Genomic DNA, 3,108 nt, shown 5'->3' on the forward strand with positions numbered 1-3,108 from the left:
TTAAAAGGCAGAAAGATAAGCAAGAGAACCAAAAGAAGAGCGGTCAGAAGGGGGGCTACTTCCTTTAGAAGTTTACTCTTCATCTTGTTTTTCCTTTATCCTTTGTACGATCTTGTGGGCTGTATTCCAATCTTCTCGATCCATTTCACTTGGGGGCAAGCTCACATCAAATGCATTTTCCAATTCAACGATAAGCATGATTGCCTTCATCGAATCTAAAATCCCTTCTTCAAATAGATCCATGTCTAAGTCTTCACGAAATTCATCCGTTTCGGCGACGCGTTCGATAATTTCCAATACTTCATTTTCCATGTGGTTCTCCTTCTATGCTTTCCCTTAAAAATTAGGGAGTGGGGCCTGGTCATGCAAGACATGCATGATGGCGTAATTGGGGATTCCTGAGAATATCAAGAATCCAATAAAGACGAATTGAAAGGTGATAAAGATACTGACGCCCCTCGTCCAGCGGTTGTCAGGAATTTTAATTTTACGTTTTTTCTTGAATCGAAGCCAGGCATCATAGCCGATCAAAAGGAAGGCATGGTAGAAACCATACAGGATGTAATACCAAGTAAAGCCGTGCCAAAAGCCCATTAATCCCATTGAAGCCAAGTAGCCCAGATTGGCAATCAGGACCATGTTCTTGGTCCATTTTTTGACCATCATCGTTTTCATTAAGCGCATGGCCACAAAGTCCCTGAACCAAAAACTCAAGGTCATGTGCCATCGATTCCAGAAATCTTTGATATTTTTGGCGAGGAAAGGTTTATTAAAGTTGGGCGGAATATGATATCCCATCAGTGCTGAAATCCCAATGACAAAGAGCGAATAGCCCGCAAAGTCAAAGAAGAGATAGAGCCCATAAGCATACATACTCACCGTCATATTGCCAAAACTGGGGTGTAAGCTGGCTAGAATGGCAACTTTATGTAACACATAGGTATCAATCAGGTAACCGATGATGTATTTATAAAGAAAGCCTTGAAAGATGTAAAAGATGCCTTTTCCGACTAATTCAGGGTAATCTTTTGGGACTGGCCCTTCCAGTTCTTTTTTGAACCGTCTAAAGCGATCAATCGGTCCTGAGGAGATGGTGGGGAAGAAATAGAGAAAATAAAAATATTCTTTCAGAGGAACTGTCTTAATCAGCCCATCGCGTATTTCTAAAATGATATTCACCGTTTTAAAGGTCACATAAGAGATTCCTAGAAAACCAAAAATGGATTCCGGATGTGCCGGATTAATCAGAGGGTTCAATTTGACCAGAAAGAGGGGCAAAATTGACAAAAGCAAGGTCACGACGAAGACGGAGAAAGCATTTTTCTCTCGTTTGATTTTGTAGTATTCGTAAGCCTTGATTAAGAGGGTTTCAAATGCACCAAAACCAAGCAAAGCCCACAGACTAACAGAACCTGCAAAGGTGAGCCATAGAAAAACAAGGTTGAAGAGGACTTGATAGCCCATCATCTTCTTTCCATAAGCGTGACCAATCACAATCGGAAGCAAGGCAAGCCCCAGGTAGACAAAGTAAAAAGGGGTGGAATAGGGTTGCATCTTAACCTCCTAAAATTTCAGTCGTCAGGCGTTTGCGGTCAATTTTCCCGTTATTCGTCAGGGGAAAATCAGATTGATAAACAAACTGGGTCGGAATCATATAATCCATGACCGTTTTTAAGAGTTCCTTTTTCAGGCCTTTTGTATAGGCCCGTTCTGCTTTTTTGTCTGGAAATCGTTCTGTGGATTGAAGGACGGCAATCAGTGCGGTGACTTTGTGATTTTCATTGAGCTTAGGGAGGACAATGGCCTTCTCGACCGTGTCAATCCCCAACAGATGGGCCTCAATGTCTTGTAATTCAATGCGAAAACCATTAAATTTCACTTGAAAGTCTAAGCGTCCTTGATAATGCAATAACCCATCTTCATCAACAGAACCAGCATCCCCAGAATGATAGGCGGGTTCATTATGATATTCAAAGAAAGCAGCTTGCGTTTTCTCTGGGTTTTCAAAATAGCCTTTAGCGACAGAGTCTCCGATAATAATGAGTTCTTGGTCAATGATTTCCACATGAACACCAGGTTTTGCGTAGCCCAAGGGGACGCGACTGACTTTTTCTAATAGTTCTGACGTTACCCTAATCTGAGTCACCGCACCCGTTGCCTCAGTCGGCCCATAAGTATTATAAACCGCGGCGTTTGGAAACTGAGCCAGTAACTTCTGTGCTGTTTTTACCGTCAATTCTTCACCACAAAAGATAAATTGTGTTAAGGCTGGATGCTTGGCTTGTGTAAAGGAAGGATCCAAAAGGCAGATATCGACAAAGGAAGGCGTTGAAATCCAGGTGTTAATTTCCGTTGAATTAAGCCGCTCAAACAGATGTTTGAAATTATTGGTTTCATCTTTTGAAAGGGTCACAAGTGTCCCCCCTGTGGTTAATGAGGGGTAAATGGAGAAAATTGATAAATCAAAACTGTAGAGGGCTTGTTCAAGAAACTGATTGGCCTCGATGTGTTCAAAATCTTGATTCATCCATTGGGTAAAGGAGAGCAAATTGTCGTGCGATACTGCGACCCCTTTAGGGACACCTGTTGTTCCAGAAGTATAAATGATGTAATGGGTCTCTTGACCAGTAACGGCTTGTGAAAGGTCTACACTTTCCCATGCAAAAGGTTGGGCCTCATCAAAATGGGCTTGGAAATGGGGGCCAAATTCAATGGTTCCTTCGCCATTATTAATTTCTTGATCACGAGTGGATATAATGACCAGGCTTGGTTTTGAAGCTTGTAAAATCAGCTCCGTCCGTTCTTTTGGCGTGTGCGCATCAACTGGAATGTAGGCTCGCCCCGTTGCCGAAACGGCGAGCATGCTAGCCAGTGTCAAAAAATCGTTTTCCCCATAGACGAGAATGGGACGATCGGAACTTTTTTCGGCGTCAATTTGATTTTTAATTTGTCCCATGGCGGCGAATAAGTCACGATAAGTATAAGCCCTCCCTCGCTCAGATAGTGCAATGCGCTCTGGTTCTTTTTTTGCTTGTTTTAAAATGACCTCTAATAATTTCATTTTGTTTCCCCCTGTGCTTAACTTTAAAATTCGTTGTAAATGAAATG

General features: G+C 42.1%; 3 protein-coding genes. All 3 read right to left on the bottom strand.

The features are described from left to right. Positions 1 to 72: 72 nt before the first annotated feature. The 3 genes from dltC to dltA are packed head-to-tail and all read right to left on the bottom strand — an operon-like array spanning position 73 to position 3,061. Complete coding sequence (gene dltC, locus RT41_RS10040) at positions 73 to 312, bottom strand: D-alanine--poly(phosphoribitol) ligase subunit DltC (protein WP_054640061.1); 240 nt, start codon at positions 310 to 312, stop codon at positions 73 to 75. Positions 313 to 336: 24 nt separating this feature from the next. Beyond that, the gene (gene dltB / locus RT41_RS10045) at positions 337 to 1,554 is read right to left on the bottom strand and encodes a D-alanyl-lipoteichoic acid biosynthesis protein DltB (RefSeq protein WP_096819270.1); all 1,218 of its coding nucleotides are present in this window, start codon (positions 1,552 to 1,554) and stop codon (positions 337 to 339) included. 1 nt (position 1,555) lies between these two features. Further along, a complete protein-coding gene (gene dltA, locus RT41_RS10050; protein WP_096819271.1) occupies positions 1,556 to 3,061 on the bottom strand; it encodes a D-alanine--poly(phosphoribitol) ligase subunit DltA in 1,506 nt (501 codons plus the stop codon). Positions 3,062 to 3,108: the final 47 nt, after the last annotated feature.

The sequence above is a fragment of the Lactococcus fujiensis JCM 16395 genome, assembly GCF_002441655.1.
GTDB classification, from domain to species: domain Bacteria; phylum Bacillota; class Bacilli; order Lactobacillales; family Streptococcaceae; genus Lactococcus; species Lactococcus fujiensis.